The 16,472-nt window shown below is 54.6% G+C and carries 10 protein-coding genes; 9 read left to right on the top strand and 1 reads right to left on the bottom strand.

The window, feature by feature from the left end; translation table 11 throughout:
• Window positions 1-97 precede the first annotated feature (97 nt).
• The 8 genes from H6F67_RS16965 (at window position 98) to H6F67_RS16930 (ending at window position 14,955) form a co-directional block, all read left to right on the top strand.
• Window positions 98-2,422 carry a cellulose biosynthesis cyclic di-GMP-binding regulatory protein BcsB gene (locus H6F67_RS16965; RefSeq protein WP_190767807.1) on the top strand — a complete coding sequence of 775 codons (2,325 nt, stop codon included), beginning with the start codon at window positions 98-100 and terminating at the stop codon, window positions 2,420-2,422.
• Between the two features lie 126 nt (window positions 2,423-2,548).
• Window positions 2,549-5,137 carry a UDP-forming cellulose synthase catalytic subunit gene (bcsA, locus tag H6F67_RS16960; protein WP_190767806.1) on the top strand — a complete coding sequence of 863 codons (2,589 nt, stop codon included), beginning with the start codon at window positions 2,549-2,551 and terminating at the stop codon, window positions 5,135-5,137.
• Between the two features lie 672 nt (window positions 5,138-5,809).
• Entirely contained in the window at window positions 5,810-6,892 is a 1,083-nt protein-coding gene (locus H6F67_RS16955; protein ID WP_190767805.1) for a response regulator, read from the top strand.
• Between the two features lie 44 nt (window positions 6,893-6,936).
• Window positions 6,937-7,314 (top strand): response regulator transcription factor, encoded by a 378-nt coding sequence (locus tag H6F67_RS16950; protein WP_190767804.1) that lies wholly within the window; start codon window positions 6,937-6,939, stop codon window positions 7,312-7,314.
• 7 nt (window positions 7,315-7,321) lie between these two features.
• Window positions 7,322-7,855, top strand: a complete 534-nt coding sequence (locus H6F67_RS16945) for a chemotaxis protein CheW (RefSeq protein WP_190767803.1) — start codon at window positions 7,322-7,324, stop codon at window positions 7,853-7,855.
• Between the two features lie 69 nt (window positions 7,856-7,924).
• Window positions 7,925-11,344, top strand: a complete 3,420-nt coding sequence (locus H6F67_RS16940; RefSeq protein WP_190767802.1) for a GAF domain-containing protein — start codon at window positions 7,925-7,927, stop codon at window positions 11,342-11,344.
• 5 nt (window positions 11,345-11,349) lie between these two features.
• Entirely contained in the window at window positions 11,350-14,223 is a 2,874-nt protein-coding gene (locus H6F67_RS27800) for a response regulator (RefSeq protein WP_190767801.1), read from the top strand.
• Window positions 14,224-14,280: 57 nt separating this feature from the next.
• On the top strand, window positions 14,281-14,955 hold the full coding sequence (locus H6F67_RS16930; protein WP_190767800.1) for a pentapeptide repeat-containing protein: 675 nt from the start codon (window positions 14,281-14,283) through the stop codon (window positions 14,953-14,955).
• 384 nt (window positions 14,956-15,339) lie between these two features.
• Here H6F67_RS16930 and H6F67_RS16925 read toward each other — a convergent pair whose 3' ends face one another.
• A complete protein-coding gene (locus tag H6F67_RS16925; RefSeq protein ID WP_190767799.1) occupies window positions 15,340-15,639 on the bottom strand; it encodes an SDR family NAD(P)-dependent oxidoreductase in 300 nt (99 codons plus the stop codon).
• 413 nt (window positions 15,640-16,052) lie between these two features.
• On the opposite strand from H6F67_RS16925, the gene H6F67_RS16920 reads away from it, so the two are divergent.
• Window positions 16,053-16,277 (top strand): hypothetical protein, encoded by a 225-nt coding sequence (locus H6F67_RS16920; protein ID WP_190767798.1) that lies wholly within the window; start codon window positions 16,053-16,055, stop codon window positions 16,275-16,277.
• Window positions 16,278-16,472 lie beyond the last annotated feature (195 nt).

Below are 16,472 nucleotides of genomic sequence, written 5' to 3'. Positions count from 1 at the left end.
GAATTGGGTCTCAGCCCAAACGCCGATTCCCGATTTCGTTCGGCTGACGCTTACGGAAGCCCAACTTCCGATTCCCGCATCTTGAACTAGGAACTCCATGAAAAATCGCTTCTCTCCGTCTCGTCGCTGGTCACGGCGATCGATCAAGTCCGTGCTGCTCACCGGATTGCTGCTGCTCTCCTGCTGCTTTGTTTTGATGGGGCGATCGGTGAACGCACAAACTGCTCCCTCTCCTGCTGCCACACCTGCCCCCACGATTCCGCTGCCTGCCGCCAGTGCCACCCCGACCGTTGCTCCTGCCGAACCGGGAACCTATGTGCTGGAGTTTAATCGATCGCCAATTGTCGGAAATCGCCTGCGGCTCGACGGCATCTATGACGAAGCGCGATTGGCCTTTACCCGTCCGCGCAACTGGAAGCCCGCCAACATGCAGGTTTTGCTGAAGTTTCGGCATTCGCCAGCGCTGTATGCGAGTCGATCGAATCTGACGGTTTTGGTGAACGGCACGAGCATTGGCAGCACGCCGATGAACATGCCCGAAGGACAAATCGGCAGCGTTTCCTATCCCGTGCCGCCCGAAATCATCCACGACTACAACGAAATTGTCGTTGCCGGACTGCAAAACAACTCGCCCACCTGTACCCAAGACCCGTTCGACCCCTCACTGTGGACAGAGATTCTGCCCGATTCCAAGCTGGTCTTCAAGTTTGAGCCGCAAGCGATTCCGCTCAACTTCAGCCAGTATCCTTATCCAATTTTCGACAAGCTGAGTTTGGAAGCGAATCGCCTGGCTCTGATGCAGCCGCAGTCGATCGATGAAGCGTGGCTCACCGCAGTCTCTCGCTATCAAGCTTCGCTCGGACGCATTGCCGACTATCGCGCAATGGAAACGCGCTTGGTGTCAACGCTTGATCAGGTCGAGGAAAATGAAAAGCTTGTCATCATTGGAACGCCCAAGAGCCAAAGCGCGATCGCTGCCCTGAAGCTGCCGATCGCCCTCAAAGACGGCAAATTCCTCGACGCTCAGCAAAAACCAATTCCCGATACGGCTGGCCTTTTGGTGCTGACCAGCGCCGAGAAAAACAAAGTTCCCGTCTTGGTGGCGACCGGAAATTCCGAGGCAGGCGTGGCAAAAGCTGTTCAGTTTCTCGTGCAGGGACGCGACCAGCAAATCGGCACAGGACAAGCGATCGTCGTCAACGAACTGACGCAGGTTGCCAGTCCGCCTGCGCGGGAATGGCCGAAATATCTGCCCGATCGCGATCGCTTCACCCTGGCCGACCTGAAGAACCCAGACGGCTCCACGCCGCAAGATGTGACGGTTTGGGGTTCCCACGCTCCGGCCTACGAAGTGGACTTTCGCGCTTTGCCGGACGATCGCTTTTTGCCCGGAAGCACGATGACCCTGCGCTACAGCTACGGTCCACAGGTGAATCCGCTGACGTCTCTTGTGGAAGTGAAGATCGACGGTGTGGCAATCGGCGGCGATCGCCTCAGTTCAATTAACGGCGGCGAAAATGAAGAACTCCAGCTCAGCATTCCGCCAGAAGCCGTCAAGCCCAGCTCGCGGATGCAAATCAACTTTCGGCTTGACCCACGCGAGCGGCGATCGTGCAGTCGCGTCACCGATCAGCAGCTTTGGGGCACGATTCACACCGACACCAACTTCGACCTCAAGCGCGAAAACGTCACGCAGCTTCCCAACCTGAAGCTGATGCAGTTCGGCTATCCGTTTGCTGCCCCGCAAGACTTGTCCACAACGGCGATCGTTGTTCCGGACAAACCGACTGCCGATGATCTGCTTTTGCTGCTGGGCGTCAGCGAACGCCTCGGACGCCTCAGCCAAGCCGACTCGATTCAGCTTGTCGTCACTCGCAGCAGCAAACTATCAGAAGACTTGCGAAAAGACCGGAACTTGATTGCGATCGGCACGCAGGCCAACTTTCCCTATCCCGAAGTGTTCTCTTCTGATCAAGGCTTCAAGCTGGGCGATCGATCGTCGCGGCAGTGGCAGCAAAGCCAAATCCAAACGCTGCCCGACCCCGAAGGCTTAGTCAAACAAATTCTTTCGCCTTGGAATCGCGATCGCGTCCTGCTTGCTCTCAGCGGTCAGTCGCCTGCTGGCCTCAAGCAGGTGCGCCAACTGATCAGCGACGACCCGCTGTTTAGCCAGCTTCAAGGCGACACCGTTCTAATTAGCGCCAATCGCCCCGACGCTTCGCCCTACGAACCCGGAGACTACAATCTGGAATTTCTCCAGCAAGCGCCTGTGCGCGAACTGAGGGGAATCGATCGCTGGAACCTCCTGAGATTCGTGCGGAGCAACTGGTACGTTTTGGCTCCCGCGATCGTGATTGCCGCGATCGTCCTTTACGGCGTCAGTCAGCTTCTCCTCAAGCGCATGACCGCAGAGCGCGGGTAGCTTCAGGCCCTCCGCCCTCATCCCCTACCCAACTCCCTGGGGGAGTTGGGTAGGGGATGAGGGCGGAGGGCCTGCCACAGTCGAGCCACGCTTTTACACCGACACCCGACACCCAACACCCCCAAAATGACCTGGCTCACTTCCCACCGATCGCGCCTTCGCAAACCTTCTCGCCGCTGGCAAAAATTCAATACCGACTTGACGCGCTGGCTGGTCGATCGCCTGCCTGCCGGATTTGATGCCGTCTTGCAGTGGCTCGATCGCCGCCAGCTTGTGCTGCTCATTGGTGCGTTGATCTGGCTGTTTGTGCCGCTGTTGACGATTCGACCAGGAATTTTGCAGCAGAGCATCGTCGCGATCGTGCTGATTGCGGCGGGTTCGCTGTTTTTGCATTTGGAAGAACGTCAACCGGAAACGCGCACCAGCGAATATTTGCACCTGCTGCTGATTGTTTTGAGCCTGCTGGTGACGATGCGCTACCTCTACTACCGCACCAACTACACGCTCAACTTTGACGGCATCATCAACACAATTTTTTCGCTGCTGCTGTATTTAGCGGAACTGTATGCGATCGCCACGCTTGCCCTGGCCTATTTTCAAACTTTACGCATCAATCACCGCAAGTCGATCGATTTCAGCGATCGTCCCGTTGCCGACTGGTTCAGCGTTGATATCTACATTCCCACCTACAACGAAGATGTCGAGATCGTCCGCAAAACCGCGCTGGGTGCTTTAGCGATCGACTATCCGGCCAGCAAAAAGCGTGTTTACATTTTGGATGACGGACGGGCGGAGAAGTATCGCGATCGACGAGAAGAACTGCGGCAGATGTGCCTGGAACTCGGCTGCACGATGTTGACTCGCGACAACAACGACCACGCCAAAGCCGGAAACATCAATACGGCTTTGCAGCGGACACAAGGCGATCTCGTCTTGATTCTCGATTGCGACCACATTCCGACCCGCAGCTTCCTCAAGGAAACTGTCGGCTTCTTCTACAAAGATTCCGTCTCGCTTGTGCAAACGCCGCACTGGTTCTATAACCCTGATCCGTTTGAGCGCAACTTGCAGACCGGAGGACAAGTTCCCGTCGGCAACGAACTGTTCTACAAAGTGCTGCAAAAAGGCAACGACTTTTGGAATGCAGCGTTTTTCTGCGGATCGGCGGCAGTCGTGCGGCGATCGCACCTGCTCAAAGTCGGCGGCATTGCCACAGAAACCGTGACGGAAGATTGCCACACGTCTTTGCGGCTGCACTCGCTCGGCTACGAAACCGTGTACTACGACAAAATCATGGTGGCCGGACTTGCACCCGAAAAATTCTCGTCCTATGTGGGGCAGCAAGTCCGCTGGGCGCGAGGCATGGCGCAAATTTTGCGGCTGGAAAATCCGCTGTTGAATCGCAAGCTAAAGCTCAATTTGGCGCAGCGAATTTGCTATTTTTCCGCCACGTCGCATTTCTTTTTTGGCTTTCCGCGCTTGATGTATGCGATCGCTCCGACGCTGTTTCTTTTATTTGGCATCAACTCGGTCAACGGCTTGGGACTCGAAACCTTGGCCTATGCCTTGCCGCACATCGTCCTCTCAATGCAGACCAACCACATCGCCTACAAGCACGTCCGCTTTTCCTTCTGGAACGAAATCTATGAATTTGCCTTGTCGTTTCAGGCCGGACTCGTCACGATGTTCGCGCTGATTAACCCGAAGCTCGGCTCGTTCAACGTCACAGACAAAGGCTTAGTCGTCACCAAGCGCAGTTTCGATTTTGAGTCGATGCGCCTGCTGGTGATTTTGGGCGTTGTGGCAGGTGCGTCGCTGCTCGCCGTTCCGTTCTGGCTGATTCTCAGTCCCCAAAATACGCAGGCGGTTCTGATTAACGCAATTTGGTGTGCGTTCAACATCGTCTTGGTGGTGGCTGCTTGCCTTGCCGCCTTTGAGCAGCCACAGCTTCGCCGCGCTCACCGTTTGCCCAGGGAAATTACGGCGATCGTCCACACAGACAACGAAAGCTGGGCAGGCCAAACGGTCAACATCAGCGAAACTGGCGCTTTAGTGTTGCTGGACGTGTGGCCGAATATTGCCGATCGCGTCCGCCTCGAACTGATTGGAGACTACGGAGCGCGAGCTTTGCTAGACGCTCACATTCTGCGAGCAACGGCCACCGACAAGCTGCAAACCTTACTTTCGATCGATTTTGTCAACGTCAGCCGCACCCAGCTTGACGACCTGGTGCTGGTGCTCTACTCGGATGTGCAGCAGTGGTATTCGCAAAGTCGCGCCGAGGCAGACAATCCGCTGGCCTCGATTCACTTCATCGCCACCAGCTTGAAGCGAGCTTTCCGCGAACTGAGACCGGAAATCGGCGTGAAAGTCCGCAAGCAGATGCAGGCCACAGCCGAACTGTATTGGGAAGGGTGGGAAGGCGATTCCTACAGTGGCATCATCACCGAAATGGGTACACGTGATCTACGTCTGGAGCTGGATACCTCGATCGATCAGTGGGAACACTTAGAACAACTTCATCCGATCATTGCGCTACTGATCAGCCGCGATGAGGCCATGCCAGCACAAAGCGTTCTTGCCCAAATTGAAGCGATCGACGTGCTTTCGCGCTCAACTCCAGAAGGCAGATTGCAGCGAATGGTGATGGAACTGAGCTTTCCAACGCATCTCGATCGCCAGCAGCACGCGAAAATCAAGCGGCTGCTGAGGTAGCACGACCCAATTTGAATCGACGAAAAATCGTCGGCTGGGTTTTGTTGATTGCCTCCAGCCGACGATTTTTCAGAGGTTTAACGAGCGTTCAATCAGAAACGAGAATTTATGTTCTCTTCGTAATTTCTCGGACGCTCTTCATGGATAAGCTATAGTTCTCGCCGTAAAACTCGCTACACTAAAATGTAACAACCGCAGGAAGCGCATCTGCCGGAAGTCCGAACCTGAGCTACGAAGTTTCAGTGGATGCACTGCCATCGCTCTACCAAGTTTTCCCATTTCGATCGCCTGATCTCAGCAATCTAGGTGATTTCTAACGAACTCAAGCCAAGTTCGCCTTCTTTATACGCACTGCAATCGGCACGCACTGCAATCGATCGGCCTGAGCCAGTATTTATGACAGCTCGTTTCAAATCAGTTCTGCTGACTCCGCAGCGCTGCCCGTCAAAATCGCGCTGGAATCAGCTTCAAATTTAGGTTTGCACAGCAAATTTAGATTTGAACCTGATCGAAATCATTGGCAAATTTAATTTTTCTTAAGGTTGACTGATTGTCAGCCGCGAGGCTGTTAAGTATCTCTAGCAAAGTGCGCGCTCTTCCTGCTTCATTCACCTGTTTGTCACTTTTGAACATTGAATCGCTCCCTTTCTGAACTGCACCAGAGTGTGACTCATGAACACCCTTCCCATGACTGGCTATCGGATTCACAAGTTTCATCCGCTCAGTGTCTTGGCACAGCTTGCCAGCCGTCAAACCACTGGTCATCTGCAAGTTTCTAGCGGCCTCACCTCTTGGTCGCTGTATCTCAGCAAAGGCAAACTACTGTTTGCAACCTGCTCGATCGAAACCTTCGATCGCCTCGATCGTCACCTGCGCCGCCTCAGCATTCAAGTTCCCACGCTTGTCAGCGCAATTCGCGTTCAAACCCGTCTGTTGTTTGAAAAACCAACGGAAAATCCCGGTCAGTCAGTAGCCGATTATGACGCAATTTGCTGGCTGGTTGAACAGCACTACTTGGGTCGCGATCAAGCCGCTTTGCTGATTGAAGAACTTGCCAAAGAAGTGCTGGAATCGTTTCTCGCCCTGCAAGAAGCCAGCTATGAACTGCAAGAACAAAGCTGGAACGATCGCCCACAATTCTGTCAGCTTGATCTGCGTCCCTTGGTGGAGCTGAGCCAGATGCAACTGCGGCAAAAGCAAGCTGCCGGACGCATTGTAACGCCGCTGCGCGATTCGTCGCCCGCTCCGGCCTCAACCTCGATCGCTAGCGCCAGTGCGCCAATTCCCGCCTTGACCGTTGAACCTGCCCCGAAAAAATGGCCGCTTGCCGCTGTTGGTTCGACGCGATCGAATGCGCCAACTCCGCCGACACCGCAAGCCAAAGGCACGTTTACGATCGCCTGCATTGACGATAGTCCAACGGTCTTACAAGCCATTCACAGCTATCTTGATGACAAGATTTTCACCGTCTTGATGATCAACAATCCGGTCAGCGCTTTGATGCAAATTGTCCGCAGCAAGCCGGATTTAATTTTGCTCGATGTGACGATGCCAAACTTGGATGGCTATGAACTTTGTTCGCTGCTGCGGCGGCATCCAAACTTCAAGCAAACTCCGGTGATTATGGTGACTGGAAATACCGGATTTATCGATCGCGCCAAAGCGAAATTAGTTGGCGCATCTGGCTATCTCACCAAGCCATTCACTCAGCCAGATTTGATCAAAATGGTGTTCAAGCATTTGCATTTGATGTAGACCGCTTGATCAAGAGTGCAAATCAACCTGGAGAAGTTATCAACATGAATGCAACGCTGACAACGACAATTTTGATCGTCGAAGATACGCCATCTGAAATGGAATTGATGAGCCACTATTTGCGTGAAAGTGGCTACAGCGTCATCGGCGTGATTAATGCCAAAGACGCGCTGCAAAAAGCGATCGACTTCAAGCCCGACGTGATTATTACCGATGTCGTCATGCCGGGAATGAGCGGATTTGAACTGTGCCGCAGCTTGAAGAAACATGCGGCGACTGAAAACGTGCCGATCGTGATTTGCACCTCAAAGAATCAAGAAATTGACAGGCTTTGGGGCATGAAGCAAGGTGCAGATGCATATGTCACCAAGCCGTTTACGCGCGAACAGTTGGTGCGAGCCGTGCGGTCAGTAGCGGGGTAAAGCATTCATGAATTCTTCTGCCCTCGTTCCGCAAATTCCCCAGGGTCGCCAGCCGACTCCGAAAGCAGGCGATCCGTACCTGAAATTTCATCTGGGTAATCATATCGCTGCTGCTTTTTCGATGCGGCATGTGCAAGAAGCGATCGTGCTGCCCTCGCGCCGCCTAACGCCAATGCCCAATATGCCCGCCGCCATGCTCGGCTTGATGAATCGCCGCAGTCGCGTCAACTGGGTTGTGGATCTCGCGCAATTGCTTGGCCTGCAAGTCAACGCCACGCAGCACAAGTTGCAGTACAACCTCGTTATGGTGCAGGTCGGTACGGTTCCCTTGGGTTTGGCCGTGCAGCAGGTCGAAGGCTTGTCTTGGATTTCACCCGACTCGATTCAGTCGCCGCTCGGTCAAGTCAGCCTCAGTTTGATTCCGTTTCTGCGCGGCTGCGTTCTGCAACAGCAAGACCAAACGCAAGAAATCATTTTGATTTTGGATGCCGAGGCGATCGTCCAGTCGCCCATTCTCCTCGGCGTCAAGAGTGAAGCCTAAACTGCCCGAACGCTTCGCACCTTTCCTCACTTTTCTTGTCACTCTCTGTCTCACAAAGGAAATCTTCACATGACGATCGAGATTCGATCTGCAAAGCCCGATGAGGGCTGGGAACAGCCTGAGCGATCGCCCGTCCCTGCTCCATCCAGCCCGGTCAATCCCCTCCGCCCCAATCCTGCACTGCAATGGTTCTACAATTTGCCCGTCCGTCGCAAGCAGCTTCTCGGCTTGTTTACGTCTGAGGCGATCTCGATCGTCGGTCTAGTGGGCGTCAGCTCGCTGCTGATTATTGGAGCCGGACGCGCCCAACTGGTTCATCAGGCGAAGTCAGAACTGGCCGTGACCGACATTCAGTACAACACCAAAATTAACGGCATGGGCTTTGGCTTCCGGGGTCAGTCGGAAAACGCCGCGATCGTTGAAGCCGCGCAAGCCCACAGCAGCAACCAAACCCTCTCCAGCGATTTGCGGCAGGATGTGCGGCGAATTTTGGCGAACGAACTGAAATCGCGCAACATCGAATACGCGACGCTAATTGGAACCGATGGACAAATCATTGCCAACGCCAATCGCGATCGCAGCGGACAGCCTTTTGACCCGCAAGGCTTAGTGAAGGCGGTTCTAAATAATCCACGTCAGATTAAAGCCAGCGCGATCGTGTCTTGGGCAGAACTTCAGCAGGAAGCGCCACCCCTGCCCAACGGCTTCAGCAATCAAGATGCGCTGATTCGCTATGTGGCGACGCCCGTGATCAACCCGGATACGCAACGGCTGGTTGGCGTGTTGCTCTCAGGCGATCTCGTCAACGGCAAAGCGCCGATCGCAACCGACACGGTGGACGCCTTTGACAACGGCTACAGCGCGGTGTATCAGCTTCAGCCCAACGGGGAATTTGCCCTGGCAACGTCGGCCAAGCTACCCGACGGGGCAGCGATCGATGAGGTCGCGCGAAACGTCGCCTTGCCCAGCTCAAATTTATTAGAGCGGGCAGTGGCATCGGGCGAACCCGTCGCCCAGCGATTGAAAATCGGCGACCAAACCTACACCGTTGCCGCCCAAACCGTTCCTCAACTCAATGGTGAACCTGTCGCAGTTTTGGTGCGCGGCACGTCCGAAGCCGGACTCAATCAACTGGTGCAAAACACCTTGAAGCTCCAGTTGGCTTTGGCAACGCTGGCGATCGGCGTGGATGTTTTGCTCGCAATGCTGCTTGGTCATGCGATCGTCAGCCCAATTGAACGCTTGCGACGAACAGCGATCGCATTCGCAGGAGGCGATCGCCGAGCGAGAGCCGAACTGTTTGCTCGCGATGAAGTCGGCCAGCTCACGCAGACCTTCAACAACTTGGCCGATACCGTTTCGCAGTCGGAAGCTGAGCTGCAAGGTCAATATCAGCAGCAAGAACAAGTTACCCGCCGCGCCGAACTGCTGGCCGAACTGACCAGCCAGATTCGTCAGTCGCTCAAGAGTGACGAGATTATGCGGACTTCGGTGGAAGGAATTCGCGAGGTGCTGAAGGTCGATCGCGTTGTCATTTACCGCTTCCATCCTGGTTTCAAGAGTGGCGAAATTTCGGCTGAAGCCGTCAGTCGCGGCTGGATGCGGGCGATCGGCCAAACAATTCACGATCCGCTGACGCCCGAAGCGATCGATCGCTTCAAGAGCGGCAAAATCTCCACTGTGGAAGACCTCAACCGCTCGGATTTGAGCGCCTGTCACTGCGAAATTTTGCGCCGTCTGGAAGTGCAGGCAAACATGGTTGCGCCAATTCTGGTCGGAGATGAACTGATCGGCCTGCTCTGCGTCCATCAGTGTTCTGGCCCGCGTCAGTGGGACGCCGGAGAAATCAATTTGATTCAGCAGCTCAGCGTTCAGGTTGGCTATGCGGTCAAGCAAGCTCAAATCTTGGAAGAGCAACAGTTGACGGCAGAGCGCGAACGCCAGTTGACAAAAGTGGTGTCGCGGATGCGCGACTCGCTCGATCGCACTCAGATTTTTCGCACGGTCGTTCGCGATGTGCAGGCGGCAATGCAGGCCGATCGCTGCATGGTCTACGAGTTCGATGCCGACTGGGGCGGCAAGGTGATCGCGGAATCGATCGAACCGGGCTTCCCGCCCGCCCTCGACATCAAGCTAGACGATCCGTGCTTTGGCAATCAGTACGTTGAACGCTATCGGCAAGGTCGTGTTCATGCGCTGGACAACATCGCAGAATCTGGTTTGAGCGATTGCTACAAACGTCAGCTTGACCCGATGCACGTGAAGGCGAACATCGTCGCGCCGATTCTGCTCAAAGAGCAACTGATCGGCCTGCTCATCGTCCATCAGTGCAGACAGCCGCGCCACTGGAAAGAAGCCGACATCAACTTTTTGCGGCAGGCCGGAATTCAGCTTGGCTTTGCGCTAGAGCAAGCTGACCTGTTTGCCCAGCGCGAACAAGCCCGCCTCGAAGCGGAAGCCTTGTCCGAAGAACGCCGTCAGCAAAAAGAATCGCTGCAAATGCAGCTTCTTGGCCTGCTGAGCGATGTGGAAGGCGCAACCAGAGGTGACTTGACCGTCCGCGCGGACGTGACGGCAGGCGAAATCGGCACGGTGGCAGACTTCTTCAACTCGATCGTGGAAAGCCTCCGCCAAATCGTCACGAAGGTAAAAGACTCAGCAACGCAGGTCAACAGCTCGCTGGGTGAAAACGAAGGCGCGATTCGCCAACTGGCCGAAGCCGCTTTGATTCAGGCAGAAGAAACAACGCGGACATTGGACTCGATGCAGGAAATGACGCGATCGATCCAGGCCGTTGCCGAAAGCGCTCAGCAAGCCGCCGCAGTCGCCCGCACCGCCTCGGTTACGGCAGAATCCGGTGGTCAGGCGATGGATCTCACCGTCCAGAACATCCTCAGCCTGCGCGAGACCGTTGGCGAAACGGCCAAGAAAGTAAAGCGATTGGGTGAAGCCTCGCAGCAAATCTCCAAGGTCGTCTCGCTGATTAACCAGATTGCCATGCAGACCAACCTGCTCGCCATCAATGCGGGCATCGAAGCGGCCAGAGCCGGAGAAGAAGGTCAGGGCTTTGCAGTCGTGGCCGAAGAAGTCGGCGAACTGGCTGCGCGATCGAGTGCCGCCACGCAAGAGATTGAGGCGATCGTCAACAACATCCAGCGCGAAACTAGCATGGTCGTTCAGGCGATGGAAGAAAGTACCGCTCAAGTCGTTGAAGGCACGCAGCTTGTCGAGGGCGCAAAGCAAAGCCTCAGTCAGATTCTCAATGTGTCGCAGCAGATCGATCAGTTGGTGCAGTCGATTTCGCAGGCGACCGCTTCGCAGGTGGAAACCTCGGAGGTAGTGACCCGCCTGATGAAAGACATCGCGCAAGTCTCCAAGCGCACTTCGACTTCTTCCAAGCAGGTGTCGGGAGCCTTGCGGCAGACGGTGGCGATCGCTCAAGAACTGCAAGCCTCGGTCGGTGAATTTGAAGTCGGCGAAAGGGGGTAACATCGGTGTCACACGAGAAAGAACTTGAAATTCAGCGTCAGTTCCTCGATGAAGCGCAAGCCTATTTAGGAACGCTCGAAGCCGCCGTCCTCGGCATTGCCCAACAGGGCATCGACAGCGGCAAAATCAACGCCGCCCTCCGCGCTGCCCACTCGATCAAAGGCGGCGCAGGCATGATGGGCTACCACGAATTGAGCGCCCTCGCCCATCGACTAGAAGATTCGTTCAAAGTTCTGAAAGTCCAGCGCAATTCGATCGCCCTGGACGGAGAACTTGAAGCGCTGTTGCTCGGCGGAATTGACTGCATCGCGCAGTCGATCGCCGCCAGCAAAAATCAAATCGTTCCGCCCGAAGGCTGGCTGGAATCGCAGGTCGAATCGATCTTTACGCAACTGCACGATCGCTTGGGCGATCCGCAAGACGAAGATGCCCAGTCGATGCTGTCTCCCGAAGACGGTCAAGATATCGTGCCGCTGCTGTTTGAAACCGAGGTCGAGGGCTGCCTCCAGCGGCTCGAATCTGTCCTCAATGCCCAAGACCCCTGCCTGCGTGAAGAAGTCGAAGTCTTGGCGCAAGAATTGGGCGGACTGGGTGAAATGCTTCAGATTGAAGCGTTCGTGCAGCTTTGCGAATCGATCGCCTTTCACCTCGCTCAATCGCCCGACATCACGTCGATCGCGACGCAAGCCCTACAAGCATGGCGGCGATCGCAAGCCCTCGTGCTGGCCGGACAGCTTGATTTGATGCCGCGATCGATTCCCGGTATTGCCGCTGAAACGATCGAGCCGATCGAATTTAGCAGCAGCGATGAACCCACGATCGTCGAAGTGCATCCGTTCCATGCTCAGGCTGACGATCTGCCTGCGATCGATTTGATTGCGGAATCGGAGGAAGAACTCTTCTATCCGCAAGCCGAGGAAGAAATTTTCTACCCGGAACCGGAAGCCGAGGAACCGCAACCTGTCGCGGCGTCGACCCGGAGCGATCGCGCCAGTGCCTATCGCGTTGCGCCCGAACCGATCGAGGACGAGCCAGACAACTCGGTGCGCGTCCCGATGAAGCAGCTCAACACGCTCAACGATTTGTTTGGCGAACTGACGATCGAGCGCAATCGACTCGATCTGCACCTGAAGCGCTTGCGGAGCATGGTGCGAATGCTGTCTCAGCGCGTCCAGGTGTTGGACGAAGCCAATTCGCAGTGGCGATCGACCTACGACAAAACGCAGTTGCGCCAGTTGCCGCCGGAAAACGACTTCAACTTTGACGCGCTCGAATTCGATCGCTACGGCGAAGTGCATCTCGTGGCGCAGTCGGTGATGGAAACGATCGTCCAGATTCAAGAAGTCACCAGCGACATTGAGCTTGGCCTGGAAGACAGCGACCAGACCAGCCACGATCTCAAGAAAACGGCCAAACAGCTTCAGACGAATCTCAGTCAAATTCGGATGCGTCCACTGTCAGATGTGGTCGAGCGCTTCCCGAAAGCCCTGCGCGAGCTGTCGTTGCAGTACGACAAGCCCGTCCAGCTTAAGCTGCAAGGGGCGAACACGCTGGTCGATCGCAACATCCTCGAAGCGCTCAGCGATCCGCTGATGCACCTGATTCGCAACGCTTTCGATCACGGCATCGAGAACGTTCAACTCAGGCGCGATCGCGGCAAACCCGAAACCGGATCGATCGAAATTCGCGCCTTTCACAAAGGCAACCGCACCCAGATCGAAATTCGCGACGACGGGGGCGGCATTCCGCTCGATCGAGTGCGCGATCGTGCCCGCCAAATGGGACTCGACGAAACGCTGCTGGCAGCGGCCAGCGACGAAGAACTGCTGTCGCTGATTTTTGAACCCGGCTTCAGCACCAAAGATCAGGTGACAGCCTTGTCCGGTCGCGGCGTCGGCATGGATGTGGTTCGCAGCAACCTCCGACAGGTGCGCGGCGAAATCACGGTCAACACCGAAGCGGGAGTCGGAACAGTCTTCACGATCTCCGTTCCGTTCACACTTTCGGTCGCTCGCGTCGTGCTGGCCGAAAGTAACGGAATGCTGATCGCCTTCCCGACCGACGTAATCGAAGAAATGTCGGTTCTGGAGGCCGATCGCGTCATTCAAACCGCAGGCAGCGAGGCGATCGGCTGGCAAAATTCGCTCGTCCAGCTTGTGCGATTGGGTAATTGGCTCAAGTTCCACTGTCCGCGCCAAATGGAAGGACTCGAAACGCCGCCCGTCATCAACGTCCCGACGATCTTAATCGTCAATCAGGGAACGCAGATGGTCGCGCTTCAGGTCGATCGCTGCTGGGGCGAACAGGAAGTTGCAATCCGGCGTGTCGAAGGCAATCTGCCGATGCCCGCCGGATTTAGCAACTGCACCATTTTGGGCGACGGTCGCGTCGTGCCCCTAGTCAACGTGCCCGACCTGCTGCACTGGCTGGCTGCTGCACCTGCCCCCACTCCGCCGATGCTGCCGACCGCGCCCGTTTTGCTCACCTTGGCTTCTGCCACGACGATCGATCGCAAACCCACAATTCTTGTGGTAGACGACTCGATCAACGTCCGCCGCCTGCTCGCCCTGACGCTGGAAAAGGCCGGATACGAAGTCGCCCAGGCCAAAGATGGCGAAGACGCACTCGAAAAACTTTCGACCGGACTGCCCATCCAAGCCGTGATCTGCGACATCGAAATGCCTCGACTCGACGGCTACGGCTTTCTTGCCAAAGTCAAATCGATGCCCGCCTTTGAGCAAATTCCGATCGCCATGCTCACCTCGCGCAGCGGCGACAAACATCGCCAACTGGCAATGAGTTTGGGCGCAACCGCCTACTTCTCAAAGCCATATAACGAGCAAACGCTGCTGCAAACGCTAGAGCAACTGGTGGCTTAGTCAAGGCCAGAGGCAGGAGGATCGCCCTTCTGCCTCGCCTCCTCTCCCTCAAAACTCATGAATCTGCAAATCCTGTCAATCATCGCAGCCATTTCAGCGGCTGTTCTACCGATCGCCCTCCACCTTGCCACTCAAACCCAAGCGCAAGACAATCCGCCTGCCGCAGTGGAAGCAGTAGCCACTGCCCCCAGCGACCCCGAACAGGTATTGCTCAACCGTCGCTGCATCGGCTGCAACCTCGCAGGCGCAAACTTCAGCAATCAAGATATGAGCCGAATCAATCTGCGGCTCGCCACTTTAACCGAGGCAACGCTCGATCGCACCAAACTGATCAACGCAATTCTGCATCAGGCGAAACTCGATCGAGCAAGCCTCGTTGCCGCTCACTTCTATGGAGCCGATGTCGAGAATGCCAATTTGCGGGGAGCCGATTTGACAGAAGCGCAATTTCTCAACACCAGCTTGGCACACTCAGATCTGAGTGAGGCGACGCTCGATCGCATCGAATGCCGCGACGCGAACCTCACAGGCGTCAAGCTGGAAAATGCCCTCCTCCGCAACGCCAGCCTCTATGGAGCGATTTTGCGCGACGCCAACCTCAAAAACGCCGACCTCTCAAATGCCGATTTGCGCTATGCCGATTTGACGGGCGCGAATTTGAATGGCGCAAATTTAACCGGAGCAAGATTGGACTTGGCAATTATGCCGGATGGCGTTGTTCGCTATCACTAAGAGGATGACTGAGAAGTAGCGTCATTATCCGCATTCGCCAGACTGGAAGCATGAACCGAAACCTACGAGACAGATGTACGTGAGATCATCAACGCCATTTTTTATCTTCACAGCGGTTGTGCTTGACGACTACTGCCGCACAAGTTTCCACCCTAGAAAACGGTTTATCGTTACTTTCACACCTGGCGCATCAACGGAGTATGGCGAGTGATGCTTAACGGCGTTCGAGATTAAGTGCAACGGAAATGAAACCGACAAGCAACGCCAAGTGCTGGCTATAGATGCTCAATCTCTCAATCAAATCCCAGCGTCATTTCTGCTATTTCGACAGGGCATTCCCCGATCTAACGGCAAGCTTTAACGCACTGTGTCGCAACTTTGTGATCAACGAGTGATTAACGAAGGAATATGAGGCAAGGCTAATACTTCACGGTGCTGCTCTAATTCTGTTCGCGCCTGCTCTAGTTCTGCTGCATCCCGCGCACAAATTGCCAGCTTTGCACCTGCATTGATCAGTTGGCGAGACAGCACAAGTCCTAATCCGCGTGAACCTCCGGTGATTAGAATTGTTTTTCCGGGCAGGCCATAGATGCGTTCGCGCCACCAGCGATCGACCACAATAGAACTGAACAGCGTGCCGATCGCACCTGTAGTCAGCAGCAATACACTTTGACTCGCGCTCATAAATCAAGATTAAAAGAAGTTTTGATGCTTTCATGCTACGCAAGGTGAAACTGTTGATTACTCTGACTGAAGAAGTGATGTCGAATCGATCGCTCTATCTGAATGAGTAGAATATTTTTAAGCTAAAGTGTTCATTCAATCACATAGCAACTTGAGCGCCATCTCAATTTTCCTGCACCCAAAAAATCGATTGGACTGAGCTTGATTGTGTTGAATCATACAGTTGCTTCTTCAATCCTAAGAGCATGTTAATCAAGCCTTAACTCCCGCCTAGGGTCGAATTCATTCAATCCTTGTTTTCTTAGTGTGGTAGACAGTTAATTTCTCAAAAATAAATTTGTTTTTTGCAAATTTCGACTGAAACTTGTTGTCAATTGTTGCCTTGATAGGAGTGTATGGTAAACCGACAATTAATGAGTGCTTCTCTTGCATCAGCGAGTCTCAAAACTTGCATTTGGCTGATGTCGATCGCGGTTTGGATGTTCGGCCTGATTGAACGAACTGTTGGTGTGTTAACGGAAGAACACTTGACCTTGCTTAAGCTTGCTCAGGTGTTGATGATGGCGATCGGCCTGCTGAGCTTGTTTATCCTCAAACCCAAAATGCCAACGTTCAGTGATGAAGGCTCAATGAGCTAGTTTTTGATTCGATCGCTTTTTCACTTTTTTCAATTAGCAAACTTTAAAGTGTCACACTTTAGTACACTGCGAAGCAAACTTAATATTAAATCCGGGTAAAAGCCCATAATAAAGGGGTAGCACTTGATACGACCAATGCCCAAACGAATTCAAATCGCCGAGCATTTGAGTGTGGACGAGTTAGAGCAGCGCTAT

It is taken from the genome of Microcoleus sp. FACHB-1515, from assembly GCF_014696105.1.
Classification (GTDB): domain Bacteria; phylum Cyanobacteriota; class Cyanobacteriia; order Elainellales; family Elainellaceae; genus JAAUTJ01.
Note: the sequence above shows the minus strand (reverse complement) of the source record. Positions and strands in the feature narration are given on the sequence as shown.

What these genes read in the sequence shown, in the direction of transcription:
- H6F67_RS16945 (WP_190767803.1), top strand. Translation starts at nt 7,322, where the DNA reads ATGAATTCTTCTGCCCTCGTTCCGCAAATTCCCCAGGGTCGCCAGCCG.
- H6F67_RS16965 (WP_190767807.1), top strand. Translation starts at nt 98, where the DNA reads ATGAAAAATCGCTTCTCTCCGTCTCGTCGCTGGTCACGGCGATCGATC.
- H6F67_RS16925 (WP_190767799.1), bottom strand. Translation starts at nt 15,639, where the DNA reads ATGAGCGCGAGTCAAAGTGTATTGCTGCTGACTACAGGTGCGATCGGC.
- bcsA (WP_190767806.1), top strand. Translation starts at nt 2,549, where the DNA reads ATGACCTGGCTCACTTCCCACCGATCGCGCCTTCGCAAACCTTCTCGC.
- H6F67_RS16950 (WP_190767804.1), top strand. Translation starts at nt 6,937, where the DNA reads ATGAATGCAACGCTGACAACGACAATTTTGATCGTCGAAGATACGCCA.
- H6F67_RS16955 (WP_190767805.1), top strand. Translation starts at nt 5,810, where the DNA reads ATGAACACCCTTCCCATGACTGGCTATCGGATTCACAAGTTTCATCCG.
- H6F67_RS16920 (WP_190767798.1), top strand. Translation starts at nt 16,053, where the DNA reads ATGAGTGCTTCTCTTGCATCAGCGAGTCTCAAAACTTGCATTTGGCTG.
- H6F67_RS16940 (WP_190767802.1), top strand. Translation starts at nt 7,925, where the DNA reads ATGACGATCGAGATTCGATCTGCAAAGCCCGATGAGGGCTGGGAACAG.
- H6F67_RS16930 (WP_190767800.1), top strand. Translation starts at nt 14,281, where the DNA reads ATGAATCTGCAAATCCTGTCAATCATCGCAGCCATTTCAGCGGCTGTT.